Genomic DNA, 24,551 nt, shown 5'->3' with positions numbered 1-24,551 from the left:
ACACCGCCGGACAACCCGCCGACCTGCCGGGACCGGAGGCCGGCGCGTGTCCGGGCCGGGCACGGCAGGTGACGGGTCACTCGACCGAAGCGTCGTAGTGGGTCGCGCCTTCGGGGACCCAGGGGAAGTGGACCCACGGGTGGCCTGCGGGCGCGTGACCGCGCGGATCGAACGCGAGCACCGCCTCGACGAAGGGCGTGGGCGGCCTGTATCCGTGGTCGATGACGTAGTGTCCGATGAGTGTCGGAGCGGCGAACGCCCTTCCCGGCCGGTCCGGGACACGGATCTCGCCCGTGCCGACGCTGCTTCGCCGATGTCCCGGCCGCGGCTTGTACGACTCGGGCGGCTCCTCGTCCGAGGGCGGGCAGAGCTCGCACTCGTGAAGGCCCAGCATCTCGTTGACGGCCTGCACGGCAAGGACGGCCTCAAGCCTCTCGATGAAGCCCGCCGGCGCCACGCCCCTGGCCCATGGTTCGTCGCCCGACAACCAGCCGACGTTCAGACGCTCGTACGGGGGCTCGAACGTCAGAAACCGGTAGCCCGTGGTCATGTCGGTGAAGCAGTCTCCACCGTTCCAGTAGCTGTAGGGGCTCATGTCCTCGTAGAACGTCACTGTGTGTTCCTACCACCCGCGTCTCCACCCGGTCAGGCCGGGTGCCGCACGCTCTCGACCGGGTCTTGGCGGTCGACTCCCCCGCCGGGAGGAGCGTCGGGGTCGCCGTGACCCGAGGGGGTGTCGTCCCTACCGGGATCGTCGACGCGCGAGATGGACGGTGATGTCGGCGGCAATCTCGACCGTCCCGGGAAGGACCCGCGTGATCGCGTCGTACGCCTGCTCCCGCCGCGATCGCGGCAGCTGGAGGTACGCCGAGACGGTCGACAGGTAGCCGACGTAGTCCGCAGCGCTCATCGTCAAGCGCCGTTCGACGACGGCCTGCCGCACGTCGCGGAACAGCGGGGACTGCTGCAACTCCGTTCCCGGCCACTGCATTTCCTCATCAGGAGCAGTCCCGTCGGGAGACGGCACCTCGTCGTTCTCCAGGTACGGCGCCCGCGCCGCCCGCACGGACTCCTCCAGGGCCGGGTCGGCCGGCCGCACCTGGCCGCCGAAGGAGGCGAACACGCCCCCCGGTTCCAGCAGCGCGGCCGCTCTCGGCCACCGGCCCGCCGGGCGCGTCCAGTGCAGGGCGGCCGCCGCGAAGACCAGCCCGTAGGTCTCGCCCGGCCGCAGGTCCTCGAACGCGGCGCGGACGGTCGTCACGTTCGCGGGCACAGTCTTGTTCAGCTCGGCGACCATGGCAGCGTCGGGCTCCGTCGCCGTGACCGCGACCCCACGGCCGGCGAACAGGCGGGTTGCTTTGCCCGTCCCCGCACCGATCTCCAGGGCCGTCCGGACCGGCCGGCCCGCGTACCTCATCACCAGGTCGAACAGCTCCGTGGGATACCCGGGCCGGAACCTTTCGTAGGCTTCCGCAGTTGCGCCGAAGCCCAGTGCACGAGCGGACATGCCGAGCATCCTCGCACGAGCGGGGCGGACAGCGCCCGGCAGTACTCCCCCCTCGCCGTCACCGCCCGTCACCAGCCCCGTCGGACCGGGGCTGGCCGGAACGGCCGCGGCCGTGGTGGGCCTCGGCGCGGAGTTGGCGGCGGGTGCTCATCAGGATCCGCCCGAGCATGTTGCGTCCCGAGCCGGTCCTTCCGCGCCCCCAGTAGTGATCGGTACCGGTGTCCTCGACGATCTCCTCGTCACCGGTGGACAGCAGGACCGCACGAATGTCCGCGTGCGCCCGGAACTTGGCCCCCACCGCGCGGCGCATCACCTCGTCCTTGACGCGCTCCCAGTCACGCCGCAGCGGTCGCGACGGATCACGGCCCAACTCCGCCGCACGCAGCGGCGTACGGGCCCGACGGATCAGATCCGCATGGCGGGTACCGGCGAACTTCTGCGCCTGGAAATAGTGCTCCGACGTCGGCCACACCGACCCGTCGAGCTCCAACGCGTGCGCGGAGAAATTCGAGAAACATCCGTACGGAACGTCATCCGCACCATAGAAGAAGATCGTCACCCACAGCCCCCCTCAGACCGGCGACACCCGCACCGTCCCAGACACCCCACCCCACCCGCAACCGCATTCGGCCGGCGGCAGCGCATCCGGAGTACCTCCGCCCGCCGGCCGCCGGCCGCACGGCACTCCCCGCACTCCCTAGGATCCCGCCGTGACCACCTGGACAGAACAGCCCACCCCGGGCGACATCGAAGCGGTCGTCCGCCACTACTTCCACCTGCTCCGCACCGGCAGGATCCCCGACGTCGAGCAGTTCGTCGACGACCACCCGACCCGGCACGTGCTCACCGCACTGTGGACCGCCACCCACACCGACGACAGCCCCACCGCCGGCCGATGGGGACAGGATCTGTCCTGGCTCGGCGAGCTCCACCTCGCCGCCTTCCGGTGGGGCCACACCACCAGCCACGTCAGCATCGAGATCACCCACGGGGCCCGCACCCTCGACGTCGCCCTCGGCTTCTGGATCAAACCCACCGACACCGGCTGGACCCTCACGGGGCCGGCCACCTACTGGTAGTACCGCGCTCAGTGCTGGTGGGCGAGTTGGATGAGGTTGCCGCAGGTGTCGTCCAGGACGGCCGTGGTGACCGGGCCCATCTCGGTCGGCTCCTGGGTGAAGTGCACGCCGAGTGCGCGCAGTCGCTCGAACTCGGCGTGCACGTCGTCCACGGCGAAGGACGCGGCGGGGATGCCGTCGCCGACGAGTGCCTTCTTGTACGGGCCGACGGCGGGGTGGCTGTCGGGCTCCAGCAGGAGTTCCGTGCCGTCGGGCTGCTCGGGCGAGACCACGGTCAGCCACCGGGGACCGCCGAGCGGGACGTCGTGCTTGAGCACGAAACCGAGCACCTCGGTGTAGAAGCGCAGGGCCTTCGCCTGATCGTCGACGAAGACGCTGGTCAGGTTGATTCTCACGGCTTTCCCTCCACCGGGTCTCGATGCGCTCAAGGAGTGTGGTGTCCGGGCCCACGAGCCCACCCTAGTCGTCCCGTCACTGCGGCGCGGTCCTCACGCCTCCGACGTGGACGGCCCGGTCGGGTCCGCCCGGGCAAGCGCGATCGATCCGGCCACGGCCGCCGTCCACGCCGCCGGCCGCCGAGCGATCTCGCAGCTCGGGCGGGGCGAGCGGGCGTCCCGAAGCCGTCATCGAGGCCCCGCCCGTTGTCGGCGTACTCGTGACGGAGGGCGTCGACCTTCCCCTCGTGCAACCACTCGCAGCGGACCAGGGGCCGCGCGAGGACGGCCTCGAACCGGGCAGCCGTCCGTGTCGCCGTGTCCCGACGCCGGGGTCAGCCCGCGAGGCCGGGACGGCCGGTTGCAGCACGACGTCCTCGGCCTTCTGCGGCGGCGGTCGGCACACCCGGTGCACGACCGGGTGAACGACTCACTGCATGACTTCGAGATGCGGATGGTCGAACGACGTCGGGCAGATGTAGATCTGCATGTTGTATCCCCTGCCGATCTGCACCATCGGCGGATCCGAGGGCATGCGAAGTCCGATGCGCTCCGAGGGGACGCGGTCTTCGAGGGGAATCCAGCTGCCGCTTCCGCCGTTCCACTCCCCGCTGCTGACGGTGAGCAGCGGCCGGTACTCGGTCCCGCAGGTCGGGCAGGGCATGGGCGAGGGGTCGCAGAAGCTCCACGGGCCCCAGCCGCCGGTCTTCCAGCCGGGGGCGACCGAGAGCTCGTACTGGTAGTAGGCGCCACCGGGGCCTTCTTCCGCGTTCTCCTTCTGCTCCTGCCCCCAGTCGGAGAGGCGGTCGGCGAGCTCCTTCGGCAGTTCGTGCGGCGCCGGGTACTCGGTGACGACCTCGGGGTGCAGGACGCACGGTTCGGGAACGTAGTTGCCGTAGTGCTCGACGTCGGCAGACCCAGGAGGAGCGGTGAGCAGCTCGCCGACGCTCGCGGCGTTCCGCCAGACGAGGCGGGCCGCAGGAAGCCCTTCGCCGTCGTGCTCGACGGGGCACCACAGGACCTGCAGGAGGTCGGCTCCCTCGGGGCCGGTGAGACCGGGAACGTCGCGGAGGTAGAGCTGGGCGACCGGCAGCAGGGCGTTCGGCTCGGTGCGAGGCGGGTGTCCGGTCTGGAGCTGGTCGAGGTACGCGCGCTCGTCGGGGGTGAGGAAATCCTCCCCCGACTCGCGGTGGCGGAGCCAGGCGGCTTCGAGCAGCGCCCGCCTTCGGCGGACGTCGTCGAGCGAGACGGGCGGCTCCCAGTGGTGGTGCTCCTGCGCGCAGGTCGGCCACGGCTCGTCGGACGGCCACAGGAGCGGCCCGCCGACGGAGCTGTCGCGGACGGACGGCACGCCGGCACGCGGGTGCAGGCGGACGGCTTGCCGGGCCAGCGGTGCCAGCTCCGGGAACAGGGACGCGATGTCCACAGGTCGGGGCGGGGTTGTTCTCGGCACCTGTGCTCCTTCAGCGGCGACCTGCGAGTTCCGGGTGGACTCTATACGCGGGATGTGACAGTTCCTGTTGGCCGCTCGGTCAGGTGGTCTCCGCCGACGCCGACGTCGACGCCTGCCGACATCACGCGGCCCTGGACGCCGGCGGAACGCGCCCGCCTGCTGGGTCAGCCATGGAGGGTGGCGTACCGGCCATCCTCCCTCCCCTCACTTGTTAGTGGCCATGTCAATCGACAGGCTGTGTGTGTCCGCACGGCTGCCGTACCGACCGCTCCGCCCCACCGCGGACACCGACGGCCGGTCCTCCGTCCGGTTCGACCACCGATCCGGCATCCCGGATGCCTGCACGGGTCGCGCAGCCGGGGCGGCGTGAACGGCACCGATGTCCAGCGGAACCGTCCGAGAGAGATGAGGAAGAAGCATGCGCAAGATCGGGATGGCCATGATCACCCTGTCGCTCGCCGTGGGAACGGGGATCGCCGCAGCCCCCGGCGCCGCGGCGGCGACGCCGTGCCCGAGCGGAGCGGTCTGTATCCGCGAGTTCGGCGGAGACATCCTGAGCAAGAACATCTTCTACAGCTACGGCGCCCACAACCTCGACAACGTCACCGGGTACCACATACTCGTCAACAGCCAGACCGGCGGCGCGGGCCTCAAGTTCTGCTACGGCTACGACGGCACGGACTGCTCGATCACGTACCGCAACAAGGGTGAATACCCCGCGATCGACTTCACGCCGATCAACTCCATCGTCCTCCTGCCGTAGTCACGCATTGGGGGGCAGCCGGGCTGCGCGGTGTCGGCGGCCGGGGTGTCTTCGAGCGCGGTCCGTCGGACGAGGTCGGCCTCGTGCATGTGGCGGCGCCGTTCCTCGTGGGCGGTGTGGTCGGCGAAGGGTGGCCGGGCCGGAGCGGTCGGTGCGGGGCAGGCGGCGGGCCGCTCGTCAACAGCGTGCTCGGGCAGGGGCGCGGGACCGGGGCCGAAGATCGTGGGGACGGTTCCCGGAGTCCTGCGCCTGAAATCTGCCTACCCCACACCGTGCTGTGCCGGTTCGTCAGAAAAGATGTCGGATTGGTCCCCGGACCACCTTAGAGTGGCGCGATGGCGACTCAAGTGATCATTCTCAATGGCGGTTCCAGTTCGGGGAAGACCGGGGTGGCCCGCTGCCTCCAGGCCGTCCTGCCGGACCCTTGGCTGACGTTCGGGGTGGACACGCTGATCCAGGGCATGCCCCCGTCCGTCGTCGCCTCGGAGGAGGGGATCGACATCGGCACGGACGGCTCGGTGTCGGTGGGGGACGGCTTCCGGGAGCTGGAGGACGCCTGGATGGCGGGGATCGCGGCCATGGCCCGCGCCGGGGCACGGGTGATCGTGGACGAGGTCTTCCTCGGCGGCCCTGCCTCCCAGCAGCGGTGGCAGCGGGCCCTGGCGGGCCTCGAAGTGCTCTGGGTCGGTGTGCGGTGCGAGGCCGAGGTCGCGGTGTGGCGCGAGGTCATGCGGGGTGACCGGGTCACGGGGATGGCAGAGGCCCAGGCCGAGGCCGTCCACCAGGGCGTGCACTACGACCTGGAGGTGGACACGGCCGGCGCCGCGTCCGTGGAGTGCGCACGGCTGATCGCGGCTCGACTCGGCTGACCCGCGCGGCCGACACCTGCGCCATCCGGACGCCTGGGGCCGCCAGTCCCGAACCTTTGAATCTCTCGGGAATGCGGCCGGCTGGTGTCGCCCCTCACGCCCGGCTTCGATCGGACGGGCCCGGTGGTCACCGAGCAGGACGCCGGGCCGGCGAAGCATGCGCAAGGTGCTGCTGACCGAGCGGGTGAGGCCGGCGCGGCACCCGGGTCGGGTACAGCGGCGCTCGCTGACGCTTCCGATCAGTCGGCTTCCGGCGTGCGGGACCGCTTCGTCAGCCGGGCGGTGACCTGACGCAGGAGGACCGATGGCGACGGCATGACGGCATACCAGGTGTTCGCGCTTTCGTCCGTAGCCGGGGCCCAGGCGGCCACCACCGGGAGTTCACAGTGGTCGCCGACTTCCAGCGGAGGCAGCGTCCACGCCAGACCGTGGTTGTGGCCGAAGTCCACGCCCCATGTGCTCGACGCACGGCCGTCCACCCCGTCGATCAGTGCGGCCCATCGCTGAGGCACCTCGCCCGAATCGGCCGCCCAGCAGATCGCCTCCTCGTCGTTTCCTCCGACGGTGAGCCGGGTTCTCTCGTCCTCCACCGTGATCGCCGCCAGCGCCTGCCCGCCGTCCCATCCCGCGTCGGCACCCTCCGGAAGCCGCAACGGAAGCCCCGCAGAGAACCGCAGCCGCCCGATCGGCGCAAGGACGTCGATCCGCCAGACCGCCGCGCGGCAGTCGGTGAGCGGCCCCCAGACTCCGGGGTCGAGCTCGGGATCGTACGGGGTCAGCAGCAGTTCGACACGGGCCACCGGGGTGACCCAGCGTGCGAGCGTGCGGCCGCCCGGCAGCTCGAAGTGCGCATCGGGCAGCAGCGGAAGGCCGGTGTTCCCGATGGTCGTGGTGAAGGCCAACGGGCCGAATGGAGTGTCGATCGCCGGCTGACGGGCGAAGCCCAGCGGGGTGCGCGGGACGGCGGGGAGCAGCACCGGCCCAGCGTACCGGGGCATCCTGCGGAGATTGTCGGGTCTGGCAACACCCGCTGCACGGCTGAGCACCGGCGCCTCTCATGCCGGCCGGTCGCGGCATGCCGGCCGTCCGCCGTGAGGTCGTTGTCGCGTTGGAGGCCGTCTCGGCGTGGCCACCGTGGCTCTGCGGCCTGCGGCGCCGACGTGACCCGTCACCCCTACGGGCCGAAGGCCTTCGAGTATCGGCTCGCAGGACGTTCAGAAGGTCAACGGCGCCTACCACGACATTCACGGCTGCGGCCTCACCGCCGTCGTCACCAGCGGCACGTTCACCAATGGCCGCCCCCCCCCGGTTCTGTACCCAGGGCGGCATCGGCATGACCGACCACCGTGCTCTCGGCCTGTGGGCCGAGAGCACCGGCTGACCTCCCTGGCACTGACACCCCGACCGTCGAACCCCCGACGGGGCGTGCCCGCGGTCAGGGCCACCGCGGGCTCCGGTTCCCGGCGGCTTCCGGACCACGTATACCGTGATCATCTAGTACGAAAGATCACGAGACACAGATGGGTTGCCGGTCATCGGGACGCGCCCCTGGCGGCGCAGGAAGGTCCCGCCCTCGATGAGCCAGAAGCCGGCCGGAACCGCGCCGCATTTGGCCACTTCGGAGTGCATCTGGGGATCAGTCCGGTTGAAGCCGACCCGGCGCTCGCCCTGTTCGTCGGTCGGGTAGAACGTGAGACCGGCCTCAGGGTGCCGGCCCTCCTCGAAGAGGTACGGCTCGCCCACGAGCGGGGTGATCACGATCTGCGAGATCGGCCCGGTCACGATGATGGCGCCGTTCCCGTCGACGGTCAGGCAGTCGACGTCGAACTCGGCCCGCGTCGTGCCGCTCTTCTCGAACACGTGCTGCACCACGACGTGCCCCCAGGAGCGGCCGTCGACCGTACGGGCGCTGACCTGCGCAGTGAGCCGCTCGCCGGGGTTGGGGCCCGGGCCGTGCTCGTTGAGCAGGGTCCAGCTGTGCAGCGCGAGGCCCCGGGCCGGTGGGGAAGCGGCCGGCGCGGCCGCGGCGCCGCCGGCCGTCCCGGCCGCGAGGGCCACGGCCGCGGTGGTGAGCGCGATGGCGGTGGTGAGCTTTTGCATGGTCAATCCTCAACGGGGAGAAGGGAATCGGGCTGTTTCCCGACTGCCTCCAATCTCCCGGCTCACCCCCGGTCGCGGCCTCCACCGCAGGGAGGGACCAGCTCCCCCGGGCGGGGGAACCGCTCCTCATCCGCCCGACTCAGCGGGTGGCAGCCACCGCGCGGCGTGACGTCTCGCGCCCAGGGCGAGGGCGGCCGCGGCCAAGGCGGCGGCGAGCGGGCCGCGGTGATCCTCGCCCCGCGCATTCGACCCGCACCCGCGGCACCTGCTCGACGTCACCACCTCGCCCGGCCCCTGGCGCGGCCGGCCACCGGTCGCCGACTTCGGCCGCCGCACCGGGCAGGTCCCCGCAGGCCGCTGAGACCCTTTCATGATCGAAGAAAGCCACCGCCACAGGATCGCTCGCCTCCCCGCACCACGGACCACGGACCACAGACATTGGAGCCTGCGGTTGAGGCCGGTCGCAGGAATGCGCACGACCCCGCCCCGGTCGTCGGCACCGCGCGCTGGCGCGGCGAGCGCCCCACCTGTAGCGGCCGGGCGGCAGCTGAGCCCGGTGCGTCGTGGCGGACCACCCGTTCGCCGAGCACAACGCCGGATTCTCCGATGATCGGACCTGGCTGCTCGGCCGGCGGTTCCTACGGCTCCGATTCGCGGGCCGGAGGCCGGCGCCACTGTCCTGCGCTGCGAGGTCGTCCAGCGCGGGCCGTCTGCCTCCGGCTACAGCCCGGGGGTGTAGGGGGCGATGCCGACGATCAGGATGTCGCGGCGCCCGTCGCTCCCGCCGTCGCCGAGGTGGACCGGGCCGACGTAGTGGCTGACGCGCCGGTCATGAACTCCGTAGCCGTCCAGCGGCTCGGTCAGCACGAAGCGGTCATGGATCGCCTCCGAGGGAAGTGTGTCGGGCGTCCGACCGGCGCTCTCCGGGGTGGCGATGACGTTCTCGCCGCCCTTGACGTTCCATCGGCCGACCAGGTGGGCGAAGGTGAAGGTGGCCGGCGAACCGCCGTCCTGGTGGAGGCAGTTCGGCGAGGAGACCGCCACCTGCGCCCGGTCGTGGACGGCGAGGGAGATCAGATGGATCCCGACGTAGACCGGTACGCGGTGCAGATCCTCCAGCCACAGGGCACGGTCGAGGTCGGCACGGACGAGGATGTCGAGCAGCCGGTTGCCGTGCAGGGCTTCCGGGATGTCGGGAAGTCGGCGCCGCATCCGCGGGTACTCGGGGTTGTGCTCGTCCTGCCAGTACTCCGTGACGCTGCCGAACTCCTCGTCGGGCGCGCCGGGGATGTAGGAGAGCTCGCCGGTCCAGGGCAAGTACACGGCGTGCGAGTAGCGGCGGAAGCGGCGGGTCTCACGGGCGTACGGATCCGGAGGCAGGTCCTGGTAGGTGTCGGCGAGCCGGGCGAAGTCCTCGGCCAGTGCCGCTGTGTCGATGCCGAGGTCGGCGGCGTTCAGGCGGGCGTATCCGTCACGGCGCACCCGACCTCCGTGCTCGGGCGGCTGTCCGGGCTGCCCCGGGTTGTCGACCATCGGAATCTCCAGGCGGTCGCGGGCGTCCGTGGGCAGGGAACCGCATGCCCTTCCGGCTTCTTCTTCCACGCTGGCACGTGTGCCGGGGGCGCGCCCCCGGAGGGTCCGCCGTGCGAATGACCCCGGCGGGGTGGTCAGGCCAGCCGTCGCGGGTCGCATACCAGTACGAGCCGCGCAGGAGCTCGCTGCCGAGGCGTGGGCCCTTGTCGCCGTGCTCCGCCTGTCGGGCGGAGGTCACCGCCCAGCCGCGAACGATGGCCGCCAGGGCCACCGAGTCCAAGGCATCGGCCGGAACATCCATGCATCGCACTTTCCACGGTCGGCAGGCGCGGGTGCAGACGGGTGTCCCAGAACGGCAGGTCGGCCAAGGAACTCCCGCCGACCTCCGCCATCGCGACGGCGGTGTGCCGGTCGTCGTCGAAGGCGCCGACCCACGGAAGCGGCCCGAGAGAGGGGAAGCTCAGCCGCAGTACCACAGGCGCAGATGGTTGCCGACGAGGGCGGCCACCTCGCGGTCGGGCAAGTACACGTGGCCTTGCAGGGAGCAAACGGCGAGATCGGCGCACGGCGGCGTCCGTAACTCGACCTGGCGGTCGGCGAATTCGCCGGACCCCAGATCCCCCAGCGCGCCTACGGCGTGGGCGGACAGCCGCGGACCGACGGCCGTCACGGCCCGGCCGGCGCGGTCCACGACAAAGTACTCCTCCTCCACACCCACCGACGCCGTCCTGATCCGCCCCGACGGCTACGCCCTCCGTCCACCACCGGCCGCCACGCCGACACCCGTGCCTCACCGGGACCCTCACCCGCTGGTTCGGCCGCCCGGTCGCGGCGGCGCTGCGCTGGGCGGTTCGCCGGGCGCGATTCGCCGGGGCATCGGTTGTTCAGCGCGAGCGCCGGAGCCGGGCCGCCTCCCCGGAGGCGGCCGCCGCCTCCGTGGGCCGCCCCGCTTCCGTCAGGAGCGTGCCGAGCCGGTCCAGCGCGCGGGCGAGTGGTGGCGCGTACTCGGAGGGCTCGTTCGCCGCCGGCAGGCGGTAGGCGTCGACCGCCTCCCCGGCGGCGGCCAGGGCTTCCTCCCGCCGTCCCGCCTTCGACAGGTGCGGGACGAGGTTGTAGAGGAGGAGGGCGAGCCGGGGCCGGTGGGAGCCGGGGTCGTCCTCGGCCAGCTCGCGCCCGATCCCCACCGCCTCCCCGGCGGCGGCCAGGGCCTCCTCGAACCGTCCCGCCCCGAACAGGTCGACGGCGAAGTCCGACAGGGCCGCGGCAAGACTGGGCGCGAAGGCGGCCAGGTTGTGCGCGGCCAGCAGGCGGTAGGCGTCGACCGCCTCCCCGGCGGCGGCCAGCGCCTCCTCCCGCAGGCCGACCTTGGACAGGTGACGGGAGAGAGCGAGCAGCGTGTCGGCGAGGCGGGGTCCGTGGGCGACCAGCTGGTTCGCCGTCAGCCGCCGGTGGATGCCGACCGCCTCCTCGAAGGCGGCCAGGGACTCCGTGCGCCGTCCCGCCTTCGACAGGTGCGGGACCAGGTTGTAGAGAAGGAGGGCGAGCCGGGGCCGGTGGGAGCCGGGGTCGTCCTCGGCCAGCTCGCGCCCGATTCCCACCGCCTCCCCAGCAGCGGCCAGGCCCTCCTCGAACCGTTCCGCGTCCAACAGGTCGATGGCCAGGTCGATCAGCGAGTCACTGAGAGCGGGCGCGTAGGCGGCGGGATCGTCCTCGGCCAGTCGGCGCTGGATCTCCACCGCCTCCCGGACCGCGGTCAGCGACTCCTGCCGCAGTTCCGCCTCCGCGCGGAGGTCGCTGAGTTCGTGCAGCGCGAGGGAGAGGCGGAACTGCCGGGCGGGGTCGTCCTCGGCCAGTTCGCGCCGGATCCGCACCGCCTCCTCGGCCGGGGCCAGGGCCTCCTCCCGCAGGCCGAGCTCGGACAGGTGGTGGGCGAGATCGAGCAGTGAGGCGGCCAGGCCGGGTCGGTGGGCGGGGTCGTCCTCGGACAGCCGGCGCCGGACCTCCACCGCCTCCCGGGCGGCGGCCAGGCACTCCTCCCGCCGCCCGGCCCGCCGCAGGTAGCGGGCCAGGTTGGCCAGTGAAACGGCCAGGCCGGGCCCGTACACGGCCGGGTCGGCCCCGGCCAGCGGGCGCCTGATCCGCACCGCCTCCTCGGTCGGGACCAGGGCCTCCTCCCACAGCCCCGCCTCCCACATCAGGGCGCCGAAGTCGAACAGCGAGGCGGCCAGGTCGTCCCCGAACGCGGCCGGGTCGGCCATGGCCAGCAGGCGCCGGACCATCACCGCCTGTTCGGTGGCCATCAGCGCCTCCTGGTACCACCCCAGCTGCCCCGACCGGATGCCGAGGTCGGACAGCTCGGCGGCGAGCTCCGGCTCGGAAGCGGGCGGCTCGGTCCTGGCCAGCAGCCGGTAGACCTGGTGCGCCACCTCGATGACGGCGCCGGCGTCCACCTGCGGCTCGTCGACGACCTCCTCGACGACGACGTTCAGCTTCGTCCCGTTCGGGAGGTCGACGGCGAACCTCTCCGCGTTCTCGCTGGTGCCGGCATCCTCCCCGATGCTGATCTCCAGTATCCCTTGCGGGAGTTCGACGGTGAACGTCTGCGCCTGCGGTTCGGTGATGGGGCTGGTGTCCTCCTGCCGGGCGTCGGGGTTCCCCGGGGTGGTGAGGTCCGTCCGGGGCCGGTCGGGGAGGTGGGTGGTGAGGTCCGTCCGGGGGCTGTCGGGGAGGCTGGTGGCGCGCGTCCGGGGCTCCGGGCCGGCGGTGGCGGCTCCAGGTGCGACGAGGTCCAACCGCGTCCCGTCCGGAAGTTCGACGGCGAACGTCCGCGACTCCCGGGGTACGCTCCGCCGCGGCTCCTCGCGGCGGGGCCGGAACGCCGTACGGGCCTGCCTCCCGATGCTCGACAGGAGGGCGCCGAGGCCCGACGGCGGGCCGGCCGGGCGGGGTGCGCCGGCCTTGCGCAGTTGGCGCCGGAGCTCCGCGGCCTCCTGTGCGGCGGCCCGGGACTCCGCCCGCCGCCCCGCTTCGGACAGGAAGCCCGCGAAGCCGGACAGCGCGTCGGCGAGCTTGGGCCCGAAGGTCGCGGGGTCGTCCAGGGCCGGTCCGCGGTAGTGGCGGACCGCTTCGGCGGCGGCGGCCAGGCCCGGCGCGCGCCGTCCCATCCGGGTGAGGCAGGAGGCGAAGTCGAACAGCGCGTCGGCGAGGTCGGGCTCGAACATCCCGGAGACCTCCATGACCAGGCGGTGCCGGATGTCGACCGCCTGGGCGAGGAGCGGGAGGGCGTGCTCCTCCCCTCCCGCCTTGATCAGCCCGGCGCCGAGGCGGGACAGCGTGCGGGCGAGGCCGGGTTCGTGGACGTCGGGGTCGGCCGCGGCCAGGTGGCGGTAGAGGCCGAGCGCCTCCTCCAGGGTGACCATGGCCTCCAGCAGCAGCTTCGCCCGCAACAGCCCGGCACCGACGTCGGACAGCGCGCGGGCGAACTTGGCGGAGAAGAGGTCGGGCCTGCGCTCGGCCAGCCAGCGGTAGAGGTGGGCCGTCTCCTCGGTGGCGGCCAGGCCCTCCTTCCACTGCCCGGTCGCCGTCAACCACTTGCCGAGGTTGGTCAGGGAGTGGGCGAGGTCGGCGGCGAAGGCCTCCGGGTTCCCGGCGGCCAGGCGGCGCCGGATCTCCACCGCTTCCCGGACGGCCTCAAGGGCCTCCGCCGGGCGTCCCGCCCGCCACAGCTGGGCGCCGAAGTTGCCCAGCGAACGGGAGAGGTCGGATTCATGGGCCCTGGCGTTGCGGGCGGCCAGCCGCCGCCGGATCCCCACCGCCTCCTCCTCGGAGGCCAGGCCCTCTGCCGGGCGCCCCAGGGCGGACAGGTGGCTGCCGAGGTTGGACAGCGAGGCGGCGAGGTCGGCTTCGTGGGCCTCGGGGTCCCCGGCCGCCAGGCGGCGCCGGATCCCCACCGCCTCCAGTTCCGCGGCCAGGGCCTCCTCTTCGCGCCCCTCCCCCGCCAGCCAGATGCCGAGGTTGGTCAGGGAGTGGGCGAGGTCGGCTTCGTGGGCTTCGGGGTTCCCGGCCGCCAGGCCGCGCCGGATCTCCACCGCCTGCTCGATGGCCGCGAAGGATTCCGCCGGGCGCCCCTCCTCCAGGAGCGAGACGCTCAGATTGGTCAGGGTGAGGGCGAGGTCGGCTTCGTGGGCCTCGGGGTTCCCGGCCGCCAGGCCGCGCCGGATCTCGGCCGCCTCCTGTTCGGCGGCGAGGGCCTCCGCATGGCGCCCGACATCCCGCAGGTGGAGGGCCAGGTTGGTCAGTACCCCGGCGAGGCCGGGTGCGTTGGCCGCGGGGTTGTCGGCGGCCAGGCGGCGGTAGACCACGATCGTCGACTCGGTGGTGGCCAGGGCCTCCTCCCGCCGCCCCGCCTGCGACAGGTGGTGGCCGAGGCTGGTCAGCGCCTCGACGAAGCGGAGTGAGTGCGCCGCCGGGTCGGACTGGACCCACCGGCCCAGGATGTCGACGGCCTCCTGGGCGGCGGCCAGGCCCTCGTCCCGCCGCCCCGAGTTCGCCAGCAGGCCGCCGAGGTGGGACAGCGCGAGAGCGAGGTCCGGTTCGCGGGTGGCCGGCCTGCCCGCCGCCAGCCGGCGCTGGAGGCCCACCGCCTCCTGGGCGGCCGCCAGGGCCTCGTCCCGCAGCCCCACCGCTGACAGGTCGCCGCTGAGGTTGACCAGCGAGACGGCGAGGTCGGCGTGGTGGCCGGGGCCGGCCCGGACCAGGTCGCGCCAGATCAGCACGGCCTGCCGGCCGTTGGCGACGGCCTCGTCGCGCAGCCCGGCCCAGGACTGGCGGAGCGCCAGGCTCCGGTGGATCCGTGCGCGGGAGGCGGGGTCGGTGATGGTGGTGGCCAGGCGGTGGGCGGCCAGGCGGGCGGCGACGGCTGCGATGCCGGCGTCGAGATCGGTGTGGCGTTCGGCGGGGAAGCGGGCCTCGACGGCTTCCAGGACGGCGGTGTCGAGGCTCTCCAGGGCGGCCAGCCGGGTCAGGGCGGCGCTGCCGGCGGTCAGGGCGAGATCGGGCCGCTCACGGAGGATCGGATCGAGGTGGCGGGCGGTCAGGTGGGGCCAGCGGTGGGCGGTCTCGATCAGGATGGTGAGGGCCTGGCGTGTGCAGGCGGGCGGTGCGCCGCTCTCGTCCCCGGACGCGAGCAGGGCGGCGGGGGCGGTATCGCTCCAGGGATCGGTGGCGTGGTAGCCGAACTCGTCCTCGTGCCCGGGGAGGGTGAGGGCGAGGTAGTCCTCGCCGAGGCGATCGGGGGCGAGCGGGTCCAGCAGCAGGCCTGGTTCGGCGGACGGGTAGCAGCGGGCGTGGTCGGCGGCCAGCGCCGTTGCGGCGGTGGTGGTGTCGGCGGCGCCGGTGCGGGTCAGGGCGGTGGCGGCCTCGGCGGGGGCCAGGGCGCCGGCGAGGGTGGCCACGTACACGGCGCGGCCCAGGGTGCGCGGGTCGCTGCGCAGCGGGCCGCGGCCGTGGTGGTGGAAGGAGCGCCAGTGGTCTTGTTCGCGGTCCAGGAGGTAGGAGGAGAGGGCGGCTTGTCCGTTGCCGGTGGGGGGTGTGTGACCGCGGACGGCGGCGTCGACGTCGACCAGGGCGCGCATGTGGAGGGTGAGGGTGAGGCCGAAGGCGGGGTCGTGGAGGTCGCGGGGCGGGGAGAGGTGGTGCGCGTTCGGGTGGTTGAGGGCCCGGGCGAAGCTGTCGCGAGCGGCGGTGTACATGGCGGTGCGAGTGCCGGGGTCGTCGGGCAGGCCCGCCAGGCGGATCGCTTCGCTGTCGTGGACGTCGAGTTTGGCGAGTTGGTGGGCGAGGTTCTGCCACCAGGGGCCGGCCTGACGGGCCAGCAGCAGGACGCGCAGGCGGTCGCGGGCGGCGTCGCGGTGCTGGCGCAGCAGGGTGACCAGGTCTTCCAGGGGCCAGCGTTCGGCGTAGTCGACGATCATGACCAGGCCGGGGGCGCGGACGGTCAGGCTCTGGTCGCCGCCGCCGGCCGAGGCCGTCTCATTGCGGTGGCGGGCCAGTGCGACCGTCCAGCCGGTCCGGGCGGAGCGGGCGGCGAACTCGGCGGCCAGCCGGGTCTTGCCCGAGCCGCCCTCGGCGTACAGCAGTCGCACCGACATCCCCAGGACGGGGCCGTCCCGCCAGGCCTCCAGCGGCCCGGTCTCCGGCAGCGGCACGAACGGCACCACTTCGTGACGGGCCGTCAGCAGTTGGCTGGGGGTCCGCTCCAGCCCGGCCGGCAGCCCGCCTTCCTCGCCCGGCGCGAAGGGCTCCACCCGGTAGGGCGGGGTGCCGCGGTAGATGTAGTTGTACTGGTCCCCGCCCTGCACGGCGTACACCCGGCCACCGTCGACGGCCGTGATGTTCTGCGTGTACACCACGCCCTCGTCCCCGCCCGGGCCCGTCGGCGTTCTCACCCTCGGTCCACCTACTCCGCGAACCCATCGGAATCGGTCTCGGGGGAATCCATGAAGTGGTCGTGCTGGGTGCCGTCCTGCACCACGAAGGCGCTGCCGCCGCCGTCGGCGGTGACGTCCTGCACCCACTCCCGCCGCGCCGCTGCCGGCTCTCCGGCCGCCTCGGACTCCTGTCGCACCATGAGAGCCTCCCCGGTTGTCTCGAAGCTTCCGGACCAGCATGGGCTCACCGGCGGAGGCAGCCCGGCCGATCCCGGGCCCTGTGACAGATTCGTTGCAGTGCCCGGGGCGGGCAGGCCCGGTCGGCCGATCACTTTCGCGATTCCCTCACGGGGTACACGGAAGCTCGGCATCATGAAGCTGCCCAGGACGGTGGCCTTGCGATGTCGAGGAGCGGTTGCGTTGGACGATGCGTTGATGACACTTGCGATGACCGGCGCGACAACGATCATGACGGCCATGGCCACCACTGCCTGGAATTCCGCGCGGTCCGGAACCCTCCGGCTGTTCCACCGCTCCGGGCCGGAAGAACAGCGGGCGCTGGAGGTGCAGTTGGACCGTGAAGCCGCTGTGGTGAGTCAGGACGAGGACCCCGAGTCGGCACGTCTGGACTTCGCGGGCGGCTGGCGCAGGCAGTTGGCTGCTTTGCTGCGCGAGCACCCCGAGGCCGAGGTGGAACTGCGGGCTCTGGTGGAGTCGGTGCAGGCCCAACTGCCGGCGGCGGAGAACACGAGATGGACCCAGAACATCTCGGCGACCGGTCACGGCATGGCCATCGGGGCCCAAGGCGGCAACGTCCACTTCCACCAAGCACCGCCCGTTCCCGGGACCGCGAGCGCCCAGCGCGACGACGATGCCTGAGCCTGGCGTCCTTCCTCGTCGGCCTTGATGCTCAGCCAGGAGCAGCGGTACCTGGTGGCGGCGCCCGGCATCGAGGAGGACCAGGAGCCGGCCGCCGGCCGGGCGAAGGTCGCGGCCCGGCCGGACAAGAGCCGCAGTGACCGGTTCGCGGCCGGCCTCGCGGCCCTGGCCGCCTTCGGCGCCGAGGGGCACGCCCGTATCCACAGGACCGCCGACGGGCCGGCGCCGGGTTCAGGGGTCAACGACCAGCACGCCCGCCGGGAAACGCCGGCCGAGGAGCAGCGCGGGCAGTTGGAGGCGCTCGGCGTGGCCATGTAGCCCGCTGGACGGCGCGCTGGAGTGGGCCCGCGCCGGGGTGTGCGTCCTCCAGCAGTCCCTGCCCCGGCCGTTCACCGACGTCCTGCTCCGCGGCGAGCCCGACAACGCGCGTGCGGGATCGGGCGGGATCGGCTGGGAAGTACGCCCCGCCGGGTGGCGAATCCCGGGGGGCCGGGGCGGAAGCGCGAGGGCCGGTTCACCGGTGGTTCATGAGGCCGCCCTCGTAGGCGGCGATGACGAGCTGGGCGCGGTCCCGGGCGCCGAGCTTGGCGAGGAGTCTGCTGACGTGGAACTTGACGGTGGAGTGCGACAGGTGCAGTTCGTCGGCGAGCTCCGTGTTGGACATGCCGGTCGCGATCAGGACGAGAACCTCGCGCTCCCGGTCGGTGATCTGGTCGAGGCGGCGGTTGGCTCCGACCGCCACCTGCGGGCGCCTGGTGAACTCGGCCACCAGTTTGCGGGTCACGCGGGGGGAGAGCAGAGCCTCGCCGTCGGCGATGACGCCGATGGCCGAGAGGAGGTCTTCGGGTGGGGTGTCCTTCAGCAGGAAGCCGCTGGCGCCCGCGTGGAGCGCGGTGAACACGTAGCGGTCGAGGTCGAAGGTGGTGAGGATCAGGATCCGCACCGGTGGCGGGTCTTCGCCGCCGAGCAGTCGCCGGGTGGCCTCGATCCCGTCCATCCCGGGCATCTGGATGTCCATCAGGGCGACGTCGGGCCGTTCCCGCCGGATGACCTCGACGGCTTCGGCTCCGTCACCGGCCTCGCCGACCACCGTGAGGCCCGGCGTGGTGTCGACGAGCACGCGGAAGCCGGCGCGGACGAGGGCCTGGTCGTCGCAGATCACCACCCGCACGTCCCCGCTCACGCCGATTCCGCGGTGGGGAACCGGGCCCAGACGCGGAAGCCGCCGAGAGGGAGGTGGCCGGCGGCGAAGTCGCCGCCGGAGAGCGCGACCCGCTCCCGCATGCCGATCAGGCCGTGACCGACGCGGCCGCCAGGGCTGTCGAGCGCGACGGCGGGACCGGGGCGGCCGGGTCGGCCGGGTCCGCCGGGCAGACCGGGCAGACCGGGCAGACCGGGCAGACCGGGCAGACCGGCGCAGTCGCGGCCCTCGTCGGTCACCTCGATCTCGATGCCGTCCGGGTGGTAGCTGACCTGGGCCCGGGCGCGGGCGGTCGCAGCGTGCTTGACGGAGTTGGTCAGCGCCTCCTGGACGATCCGGTAGCCGGCCAGGTCGATCGACGGCGGGAGCTGCCGGGCGGAGCCCCTGATCCGCAGCTCGACCTGGAGCCCGGCCCGGCCGGTCTGCTCGATCAGGAAGGGGAGGTCGCCCAGGCCGGGCCTCGCCAGGTCCGAGGCGGCGGCCGCGTCGGCGGCGGGCGGCTCCTCCCGCAGCACGTCGAGCAGGGCCCGCATCTCGCGCAGAGCCGTCCGGCTGACCGTCTCGATCGCGGTCAGCGCCTTGGCGGCCTCGTCGGGGTGTCCGGTGATGACGTGGCGGCCGACGCCGGCCTGCACCGCTATCACGCTCATGCTGTGGGCCATCACGTCGTGCAACTCGCGGGCGATGCGCAGACGTTCCTCGGTGACCGTCCGCTGCGCCTCCTCGACGCGGGCCTGCGCCTGGCGTTCCTCCTGGGCCCGCAGCCCGGCCTCGTAGGCGCGCTGGGACCTGATCATCATGCCGGCCGCCCAGAAGGCCACGATCGGTGCGCTCTGTCCCGACCACATCGCGGCCCACTCGTCGTCGAAGCGCACCGGGCTGCTGCCCATCGCGATGCCGACACCGATGACCGCCTCGGTGAGCACCAGGCCGGCCACCGCCCGGAACCGTGGCTGCGAGAGCGCGAACTGGTAGAGGCACAACGCGACCGCCAACGACGGGAACTTGACGAACCCGTAGGCCGCCATCGTCGCGTACGCCGCCAGCGACACCCCGAGGGCCGGCCGGGGCCACAGCCGTCTGGCCGCCACCGCGCAGGCCAGCGGGATCAACAACGCGTACCAGCCCGGCAGCGGGATTCCGGCGGTGGCGAGCTGGGCGTCGGTGGGACGCCCCCACAGCACGAACGCGATGCCGACCGCGACGTCCAGCCCGACGAGTTGGACGCGGGTCAGCCGTTTGGTGAGCGGCGGCCGAAGATGCACGTCCCGACAGTATTCGCGGGCGCGTGAGCGGGTCATCCGTCTGCGGTCGCATCTTCGGACCTGTACCTGCGGCCAGGTGTGCACGCGGTGTCCGGGCCCGGGCCCGGTCACCGACTCCGTGCCGAGGCCTGATCCGGCGGACCGGCCGCGACCGCCATCGTGGAAGCCGTCCGACCCCTGACGATCCTCGAAGGATGGAGCATCCGCATGACTCTCGACCGAGCACCCGCTCCGGACCAGGCACCGGGTTCCGGGCGGGCACCGGCTCCCGTGTCCCAGCCCGCCGCCCGCGGCGAGAAGATCACCAGGATCCACGGCACGGGCGACGCGAAGGTCACGGCGCTGGACGCCGTCGACGTCGAGATCGAGGGCGGCGCGTTCACCGCGATCATGGGCCCGTCCGGCTCGGGCAAGTCGACCCTGATGCACTGTCTGGCGGGCCTGGACTCCGTGGACCGCGGCCGGATCTGGATCGACGACATCGAGCTCACCGCGTTGCGCGAGCGCGAGCTCACCGAGCTGCGCCGCGACCGGGTCGGCTTCATCTTCCAGTCGTTCAACCTCATCCCGACCTTGACCGCCCTGGAGAACATCACCCTGCCCATGGCGATCGCGGGCCGCACGCCCGACCGGGCCTGGCTCAACGAGATCGTGGTGACCTTCGGCCTGGCGGACCGGCTGCGCCACCGGCCCTCGAAACTGTCCGGCGGGCAGCAGCAGCGGGTCGCCTGTGCTCGCGCCCTGGCGGGCCGGCCGCAGATCGTGTTCGCCGACGAGCCCACGGGGAACCTGGACTCGCAGGCCGGGACCGAGGTGCTGCGGCTGCTGCGCCGGAGCGTGGACGAGCTCGAACAGACCGTCGTCATGGTGACCCACGACCCGACCGCCGCATCCTTCGCCGACCGCGTGATCTTCCTCGCCGACGGCCGGGTGGCCGGCGAGGTGCGGTCCCCGACCGCTGAGACCGTCCTGCAGCGGCTGCGCCGAGGCGGGGGGCACCGCTGATGCTGAAGGTGGCGCTGCGCGGAATCTTCGCGCACAAGGGACGACTCGCGATGTCCTGCCTTGCCGTGGTGCTCTCGGTGGCCTTCGCCACCGGCACGATGATCTTCACCGGCACGATCAACGGGGCCTTGGACGACGCCGCGGCGGCGAGCGCCCCGGACGTCACCGTCACTGCCCCGCTGCCGGCGGGCACGGGGCCGGCCGAGGTCGGCGACGCGGTGCAGCGGGCCGTGGTCGGCGAGGGCGGCACGCTGCCGGACGCCGACACCCTGGTCGGCAAGGTGCGCGCCGTGCCGGGCGTGGCGGCGGCGTACCCCGACGTCACGGTCGACACCGCGACGCTGACCGACTCGCAGGGCAAGGCGATCGACACGGCCGGCGGGGTGTCCGGCTTCGGTGCCAAGAGCAGCATCCCCGTCCTGGCAGGCAACTGGGTCGACTCCGACCGGTCACCGGTGCGGCTCGCCGGCGGCCGGGCCCCGCAGGGCCCCGGCGAGGCCGTGCTCGACCGCATCTCGGCCGACCGCGCCCACGTGCGGATCGGGGACACGGTCCGGGTGGTCGCCCTCCCCGGCACCTTCGAGGCCAGGGTCACCGGCATCGCCGACTTCAAGGCCGCCAGCCAGGGCAACACCCGCATCTACGTCGACACCGCCACTGCCCAGCAGCGGCTGCTCGGCAAGCCCGGCGCGGCCACCTCGATCCGGGTGGACGCCGCCGCCGGAGTGACGCCCGCCGATCTCCGTCGCGGCCTGGCTGCCGCCCTGGGCGGCGCGGCCCAGGTACAGGCCAAGGATCCGACCGCCGTGAGCCCGGACAACGGGGCCGGTCAGACCACTGACTTCCTCGGCGTGGTGATGATGGGCTTCGCGGCGGTGGCCGTCCTGGTCGGCGTGCTCCTCATCTTCAACACGTTCTCGATGCTGGTCGGGGCCCGGACCCGCGAGCTCGGCCTGCTGCGTGCGATCGGCGCGAGCCGCCGGCAGGTGAACCGGTCCGTCCTGCTCGAAGCCCTGGTCCTCGGCCTCGTGGGCTCCACCCTCGGCATCGGCGCCGGGATCGGGCTGGCCGTCGGGCTGCACGCGGCGATGGCCTCCTTCGGCCTCGACCTGGGCTCGACCTCGCTGGTCGTCGGGCCCACTGCTGTGCTGGTCGGCTACGCCGTCGGCACCGCGGCCACGCTGACCGCCGGGGTGATTCCGGCGCGGCGTGCGGGACGCATCCCGCCGATGGCCGCTCTGCGCGAGGCGGCCGCGCCAAGCACCCGGCCCGGTCGGGGCCGCACGCCGACCGGCGCGGCGCTGCTGCTGGCCGGGGCCGGTCTGCTGGTCGCGGGCCGTGCCGCGACGGTGCCGGGCATGTTGCTGACCCTGATCGCCTTCTTCCCGCTCGGGCCCGCTCTTGTCCGCGGCGTCGTCCCGGTTCTGACGGCCGTCTTCCCGCGGCTGCTCGGGCCGATCGGCGCGATTGCCGCCGGGAACACGCTGCGCAACCCGCGCCGCACTGCCGCCACCTCGGCCGCGCTGATGATCGGTATCTGTGTGGCAACGGCGATGGCCGTCGCGGCGGCCTCCGCCTCGGACTCCATGACGGCTCGCACCGACCGGATGCTCGGCGCGGACTTCATCATCAGCGGACAGCGCTCGCAGGCGCAGTTCGGGCCCGAGGCCGCCGCGGCGGCGCGGCGTGTACCGGGAATCGGCGAGGTCGTCAGGGAACGGATCACCAGGGCCACGCTCACCGCGGGAGGGACCACGCTGTCCACCACCGTCTACGGCGAGGAGCCCGGCTTCCCCACCGCGATGCACGAGACCTACACGGCGGGCGATCCGCAAGCCGCGCTCGCCCACGGCCAGATCGTCGTCGTCGACACCATGGCCGAGCGACTCGGCGTCGGCATCGGCGACCAGGTCACCCTCGCCGGACCGGGCAGTCCCCCGGTGACCCTGACGGTCGGCGCCGTTCAACGCCAGGAACCGGCCGGCATGTCGATGGGCCGGGTACGACTCGCGCCCAGCGTCGGATTCGACGTCCTGTCCGCCCTGGCACCCACCGCCTCCGACACCACCCTGTTTGCCTTCGCGGCCCGCGGCGCGGACCCGACAGCGGTGGGGAAGGCGCTGACCACGGCGCTGGCCGGGTATCCACAGCTGGCCGTGCAGGACCGGGCAGCCTACAAGGCCTCCGTCCGAAGCAGCTCCGACCAGATGCTCTCGATGGCGTACGGGCTCCTGGCCCTCACGGTCGTCATCGCGGTGCTGGGCGTGGCCAACACGATGGCCATGTCGGTCGGGGAACGGACGCGCGAGATCGGCATGCTGCGTGCGGTCGGCGTCTCACGCCGCGAAGTCCGCCGTATGGTCCGCCTGGAGTCGGTCGTGATCACTGCGCTGGGGGCACTGTCAGGCGTGTCGCTCGGCCTCGTCTGGGGGATCGCCCTCCATCGCACGGCGGGTGAAGGTCAGACCATCCTGTCGGTGCCCTGGATCACCCTTGCGGAACTGGCGGCGGCTGCGGTGATCGCCGGCGTCCTCGCGGCGCTGACCCCGGCTGTGCGGGCGACTCGCCTCGACATCCTGTCCGCGCTGGCCGCGGACCAGTAGTCCAGCTCGCCCAGGACTGCCGCCCGCCGTCCTCGCCCCCATGCTCGGCCTCCACACCGTCACGGCCGCGCAATGGCGCCGCCGCGCCGCCGCGCCGCCACCGACTGGACTGCCTACCTCGAAGCCCGCACCACCGCCGGGGCGACGAGAACCGCGCCGGCCGATGCCGCAACGGCCGCAGCCGGCGTCAACCCGGGCGGCGCCACGCCGACCACCGAGGGGGCCGAGGGGACCGAGGGGACCGAGGGGAGGGACAAGCCACCGGGCACCGGACGGGAGGCGAGAGCTGTACGCCGTGATCACTTCCCCTCGGTGGCGCCGCAGTGCCACTCTTCTCGCCGGCCTCACCCTTGTGCCGGGCCCGGCCGCCGCACCGGTGGGGAGGTCGCCGCCGAACCGCCGACAGCGGCCACCTCCCCTTCCCGGCACCGCGAGCTACCCGAACCGCCATCCGCCGACCTCGCCCGCGCCGAACTCGACGACCTGCTGGTCGAGGCGCCGTACAGCATGGACGGGGACTCACGCGATCGCGTCCCACACTGGATCCCGATCTCCGGGGAGTGCGACACCCGCGTCATCTGCACTGCTGGTTCCGGAGGCTCACGGGAAGGCGTTGGACCTGTGCCCACAGGCACCCGACGACTAGTACTGCAACGGTGCTTACGGTGACGAGGTCTTAGCTCTTGGGCTGTGGTCTCGTCTCTTGTAGTGGCTGGTCCGGGCCTGGTGCTGGCGCCGACGGCGCCAGCGGGACCAGTGCAGGACGTGTGCGGTGCTGCGGCGGACCGGCCAGGTGAGGTTCGTGATCAGCCGGCGGATTTCGGGGACGGTGAGTGGGATCAGATCTGGCGTTCGAGCTGCCCGGTCCCCTTTTCGAGGTGCTCGGCCCGCAGGACGGTGAGGTAGGCGTGGGCGGCCATGGCGAGGGTGATGTGCCGGTACCAGCCCTGGGGCGGCGGATCTGGTAGTCGTCCAGGCCGCACTGGCCCTTGGCGGTCTGGAAGCAGTCCTCGATCGCCCAGCGGGCACCCGCGACGCCGATCAGCTCGTTCAGGGTGGCATCGGCGGGCGCGTAGGCGATGTAGTAGGCGACCTTTGTCGGGTCGGTGATGCTGCGACGGGCGAGCACCCAGTGTCGCCGGTCGGGGCGGTGCCAGGGACGGACCTCGACGCGGGCCCAGTCGTAGATCCGCGGGCCGTGGGCACCTTCGCCGCACGAGCGGCGCTTCCACTCCTGTCGCGACAGCCCCACGACCAGATCGTGGAGTCGGTGGTCCATCGCCCACCGGGTGACCACGGTGTCGTGCCGGGTGGTGGCCACGACCTGGAAGACGTCCGCCTGTTCGAGCTCTGTGCGCCAGCCCTTGCTGTTGCCGTAGCCGGCGTCCGCGGTCACCCACCGGAACGGGATCCCGTCGTCGATCGCCCGGCG

Annotated in this window: 20 protein-coding genes and 1 pseudogene; 7 read left to right on the top strand and 14 right to left on the bottom strand. The window is 72.8% G+C overall.

Annotated elements, in window-relative coordinates:
* Positions 1 to 76: 76 nt before the first annotated feature.
* From ACFXAM_RS10495 to ACFXAM_RS10485, 3 genes are all read right to left on the bottom strand, one after another.
* Positions 77 to 613, bottom strand: a complete 537-nt coding sequence (locus tag ACFXAM_RS10495; RefSeq protein ID WP_380289497.1) for a hypothetical protein — start codon at positions 611 to 613, stop codon at positions 77 to 79.
* 129 nt (positions 614 to 742) lie between these two features.
* Positions 743 to 1,516 (bottom strand): class I SAM-dependent methyltransferase, encoded by a 774-nt coding sequence (locus tag ACFXAM_RS10490; RefSeq protein ID WP_380289495.1) that lies wholly within the window; start codon positions 1,514 to 1,516, stop codon positions 743 to 745.
* Positions 1,517 to 1,565: 49 nt separating this feature from the next.
* Positions 1,566 to 2,066: an NADAR family protein gene (locus ACFXAM_RS10485; RefSeq protein ID WP_380289493.1), complete on the bottom strand. Its 501-nt coding sequence runs from the start codon at positions 2,064 to 2,066 to the stop codon at positions 1,566 to 1,568.
* A gap of 151 nt (positions 2,067 to 2,217) precedes the next feature.
* On the opposite strand from ACFXAM_RS10485, the gene ACFXAM_RS10480 reads away from it, so the two are divergent.
* Positions 2,218 to 2,586 carry a hypothetical protein gene (locus tag ACFXAM_RS10480; protein WP_380289491.1) on the top strand — a complete coding sequence of 123 codons (369 nt, stop codon included), beginning with the start codon at positions 2,218 to 2,220 and terminating at the stop codon, positions 2,584 to 2,586.
* Between the two features lie 8 nt (positions 2,587 to 2,594).
* Here ACFXAM_RS10480 and ACFXAM_RS10475 read toward each other — a convergent pair whose 3' ends face one another.
* Together ACFXAM_RS10475 and ACFXAM_RS10470 are read right to left on the bottom strand one after the other, a co-directional pair.
* The gene (locus ACFXAM_RS10475; protein ID WP_380289489.1) at positions 2,595 to 2,981 is read right to left on the bottom strand and encodes a VOC family protein; all 387 of its coding nucleotides are present in this window, start codon (positions 2,979 to 2,981) and stop codon (positions 2,595 to 2,597) included.
* A gap of 469 nt (positions 2,982 to 3,450) precedes the next feature.
* Positions 3,451 to 4,473 (bottom strand): hypothetical protein, encoded by a 1,023-nt coding sequence (locus ACFXAM_RS10470; protein WP_380289487.1) that lies wholly within the window; start codon positions 4,471 to 4,473, stop codon positions 3,451 to 3,453.
* A 418-nt stretch (positions 4,474 to 4,891) separates the two neighbouring features.
* Here ACFXAM_RS10470 and ACFXAM_RS10465 point away from each other — a divergent pair, with 418 nt between their 5' ends.
* Both ACFXAM_RS10465 and cpt read left to right on the top strand, forming a co-directional pair.
* The gene (locus ACFXAM_RS10465; protein WP_380289485.1) at positions 4,892 to 5,236 is read left to right on the top strand and encodes a hypothetical protein; all 345 of its coding nucleotides are present in this window, start codon (positions 4,892 to 4,894) and stop codon (positions 5,234 to 5,236) included.
* A gap of 335 nt (positions 5,237 to 5,571) precedes the next feature.
* A complete protein-coding gene (gene cpt, locus ACFXAM_RS10460; protein ID WP_380289483.1) occupies positions 5,572 to 6,105 on the top strand; it encodes a chloramphenicol phosphotransferase CPT in 534 nt (177 codons plus the stop codon).
* Positions 6,106 to 6,344: 239 nt separating this feature from the next.
* Here cpt and ACFXAM_RS10455 read toward each other — a convergent pair whose 3' ends face one another.
* The 6 genes from ACFXAM_RS10455 to ACFXAM_RS10430 form a co-directional block, all read right to left on the bottom strand.
* The gene (locus ACFXAM_RS10455; RefSeq protein WP_380289481.1) at positions 6,345 to 7,082 is read right to left on the bottom strand and encodes a hypothetical protein; all 738 of its coding nucleotides are present in this window, start codon (positions 7,080 to 7,082) and stop codon (positions 6,345 to 6,347) included.
* Positions 7,083 to 7,599: 517 nt separating this feature from the next.
* Positions 7,600 to 8,205: a hypothetical protein gene (locus ACFXAM_RS10450; RefSeq protein WP_380289480.1), complete on the bottom strand. Its 606-nt coding sequence runs from the start codon at positions 8,203 to 8,205 to the stop codon at positions 7,600 to 7,602.
* A 720-nt stretch (positions 8,206 to 8,925) separates the two neighbouring features.
* Positions 8,926 to 9,687, bottom strand: coding sequence for a 2OG-Fe dioxygenase family protein (locus ACFXAM_RS10445; protein WP_380289478.1), 762 nt, complete (start codon positions 9,685 to 9,687; stop codon positions 8,926 to 8,928).
* Between the two features lie 511 nt (positions 9,688 to 10,198).
* On the bottom strand, positions 10,199 to 10,456 hold the full coding sequence (locus ACFXAM_RS10440; protein WP_380289476.1) for a glutamate-cysteine ligase family protein: 258 nt from the start codon (positions 10,454 to 10,456) through the stop codon (positions 10,199 to 10,201).
* A 166-nt stretch (positions 10,457 to 10,622) separates the two neighbouring features.
* Positions 10,623 to 16,184, bottom strand: coding sequence for a tetratricopeptide repeat protein (locus ACFXAM_RS10435; protein ID WP_380289474.1), 5,562 nt, complete (start codon positions 16,182 to 16,184; stop codon positions 10,623 to 10,625).
* A gap of 11 nt (positions 16,185 to 16,195) precedes the next feature.
* On the bottom strand, positions 16,196 to 16,366 hold the full coding sequence (locus ACFXAM_RS10430; RefSeq protein ID WP_380289472.1) for a hypothetical protein: 171 nt from the start codon (positions 16,364 to 16,366) through the stop codon (positions 16,196 to 16,198).
* 220 nt (positions 16,367 to 16,586) lie between these two features.
* On the opposite strand from ACFXAM_RS10430, the gene ACFXAM_RS10425 reads away from it, so the two are divergent.
* Together ACFXAM_RS10425 and ACFXAM_RS10420 are read left to right on the top strand one after the other, a co-directional pair.
* Positions 16,587 to 17,045 carry a hypothetical protein gene (locus tag ACFXAM_RS10425; RefSeq protein ID WP_380289470.1) on the top strand — a complete coding sequence of 153 codons (459 nt, stop codon included), beginning with the start codon at positions 16,587 to 16,589 and terminating at the stop codon, positions 17,043 to 17,045.
* 27 nt (positions 17,046 to 17,072) lie between these two features.
* Positions 17,073 to 17,363: a hypothetical protein gene (locus tag ACFXAM_RS10420; RefSeq protein ID WP_380289468.1), complete on the top strand. Its 291-nt coding sequence runs from the start codon at positions 17,073 to 17,075 to the stop codon at positions 17,361 to 17,363.
* 196 nt (positions 17,364 to 17,559) lie between these two features.
* Here the strand turns inward: ACFXAM_RS10420 and ACFXAM_RS10415 are convergent, their stop codons facing one another.
* The gene (locus tag ACFXAM_RS10415; protein ID WP_380289466.1) at positions 17,560 to 18,228 is read right to left on the bottom strand and encodes a response regulator; all 669 of its coding nucleotides are present in this window, start codon (positions 18,226 to 18,228) and stop codon (positions 17,560 to 17,562) included.
* Positions 18,225 to 19,511: a sensor histidine kinase gene (locus ACFXAM_RS10410; protein ID WP_380289464.1), complete on the bottom strand. Its 1,287-nt coding sequence runs from the start codon at positions 19,509 to 19,511 to the stop codon at positions 18,225 to 18,227. Before ACFXAM_RS10410 ends, ACFXAM_RS10415 begins: the two co-directional genes overlap by 4 nt.
* 207 nt (positions 19,512 to 19,718) lie before the next feature.
* Here ACFXAM_RS10410 and ACFXAM_RS10405 point away from each other — a divergent pair, with 207 nt between their 5' ends.
* Together ACFXAM_RS10405 and ACFXAM_RS10400 are read left to right on the top strand one after the other, a co-directional pair.
* Positions 19,719 to 20,516 carry an ABC transporter ATP-binding protein gene (locus ACFXAM_RS10405; protein ID WP_380289462.1) on the top strand — a complete coding sequence of 266 codons (798 nt, stop codon included), beginning with the start codon at positions 19,719 to 19,721 and terminating at the stop codon, positions 20,514 to 20,516.
* Entirely contained in the window at positions 20,516 to 23,119 is a 2,604-nt protein-coding gene (locus ACFXAM_RS10400; RefSeq protein WP_380289460.1) for an ABC transporter permease, read from the top strand. The genes ACFXAM_RS10405 and ACFXAM_RS10400 overlap by 1 nt, the downstream gene beginning before the upstream one ends.
* Positions 23,120 to 23,958: 839 nt before the next feature.
* On the opposite strand, the pseudogene ACFXAM_RS10395 reads toward ACFXAM_RS10400, so the two are convergent.
* A pseudogene (locus tag ACFXAM_RS10395) lies at positions 23,959 to 24,551 on the bottom strand (IS701 family transposase); the annotation flags it as partial.

The organism is Kitasatospora sp. NPDC059462 (genome assembly GCF_042749955.1).
GTDB lineage: Bacteria > Actinomycetota > Actinomycetes > Streptomycetales > Streptomycetaceae > Kitasatospora.
This window is presented reverse-complemented; position numbering and strand designations above follow the sequence as displayed.

Coding starts and splice junctions, on each gene's coding strand:
- ACFXAM_RS10490 (WP_380289495.1), bottom strand. CDS start 1,516: ATGCTCGGCATGTCCGCTCGTGCACTGGGCTTCGGCGCAACTGCGGAA.
- ACFXAM_RS10465 (WP_380289485.1), top strand. CDS start 4,892: ATGCGCAAGATCGGGATGGCCATGATCACCCTGTCGCTCGCCGTGGGA.
- cpt (WP_380289483.1), top strand. CDS start 5,572: ATGGCGACTCAAGTGATCATTCTCAATGGCGGTTCCAGTTCGGGGAAG.
- ACFXAM_RS10450 (WP_380289480.1), bottom strand. CDS start 8,205: ATGCAAAAGCTCACCACCGCCATCGCGCTCACCACCGCGGCCGTGGCC.
- ACFXAM_RS10430 (WP_380289472.1), bottom strand. CDS start 16,366: ATGGTGCGACAGGAGTCCGAGGCGGCCGGAGAGCCGGCAGCGGCGCGG.
- ACFXAM_RS10420 (WP_380289468.1), top strand. CDS start 17,073: ATGCTCAGCCAGGAGCAGCGGTACCTGGTGGCGGCGCCCGGCATCGAG.
- ACFXAM_RS10405 (WP_380289462.1), top strand. CDS start 19,719: ATGACTCTCGACCGAGCACCCGCTCCGGACCAGGCACCGGGTTCCGGG.
- ACFXAM_RS10400 (WP_380289460.1), top strand. CDS start 20,516: ATGCTGAAGGTGGCGCTGCGCGGAATCTTCGCGCACAAGGGACGACTC.